This window comes from Vibrio sp. Vb1574, from assembly GCF_033338675.1.
Genome location: NZ_JAWOTC010000390.1, coordinates 1 through 1,107 on the forward strand (window position 1 = coordinate 1; position 1,107 = coordinate 1,107).

Sequence of the window (1,107 nt, forward strand, 5' to 3'; positions counted from 1 at the left end):
AGCTAGTACCGAAAGTACTGCCGCTGACACTGGGGTAAGCTTCATTTACTGCTCCGCTTTAGATGTATTAATCAGTGATAAAAGAAAGGCGTATTCTTTTGCTTGTTGTTCTTGCGCTTGTCGTGGGTCCATTTGATGACCCGAGTTAAAATCGGTCTGTAACAAGTAAGGCCCGGTGTGCTCACTTAGCTCAGAAACCTTGGCGAGATACTTGGCACCTTCCCAGTAAGGCACGCGCTGGTCGATCAAACCGACTTGAACCAGCATCGGTGGGTAAGCGTCTTTGTGAATGTTGAGAATTGGATCGTACGCCTTCATTAGTGCCAGTTGTTCAGATTTGGTTGGGTTACCCCATTCGCCATACTGCTGCGTGGTCAGCGGAAGTGATGTATCCGACATGCTGGCTACCACATCAACAAAAGGCACTTTAAGTACGACACCTGAAAATAACTTAGGATCTCGATTAACCGCTCCCGCGACCAACGTGCCACCAGCACTAGAGCCAATGGCGAAAACCTCTCGATTACCGCGTTCAAACGTTTTCAGCGTCTTAGCGGCCGCGACAAAGTCGCCAATAGAATTGGCTTTGCGCACACCACGGCCTTGCTCATGCCACTCATCGCCAAAGTACCCACCGCCACGAACATGGGCGATAGCGTAAATCACGCCTTGGTCGAGCAAGCTTATGACTTGAGGCATAAAGTACGGTTTCATCGTAAAACCGTATGCGCCATAGCCATAAATCATCACGGGTGATTGTGCGTGTAATTTGTCTTTGCGATACGCTAAAGAGACGGGAACAGAAACACCATCGTGCTTAATGAAAATTCGTTTTGAAACATAATGTTGGCTATCAAAATCTTGGTAAGCATCTTGAGAGTACAAAGATTTAGTCAGCGTTTTTACATCAAACTCTTCCCATTGAGGAGGCGTGGTCATCGACATGCTTCGGATACGAATCTTGTTTGATTCAAAATCGCCTAACGTGCTCAACCAAGCGACATTGCCATCGTGTTCCAATGGCAGTATCACTTTTTCCTGACCTTGGTAAGAATACACCGTCAACGTCGACACATTGTTTGGCTTACTAAGTGCCACAACTCCTGC

General features: G+C 47.2%; 1 protein-coding gene. It reads right to left on the minus strand.

What is annotated here, in order from left to right; all coding sequences use genetic code 11:
* Positions 1 to 45: 45 nt before the first annotated feature.
* Positions 46 to 1,107: prolyl oligopeptidase family serine peptidase (locus R7O12_RS26385; RefSeq protein ID WP_318127025.1), on the minus strand; the 1,062-nt coding region annotated here is incomplete at its 5' end.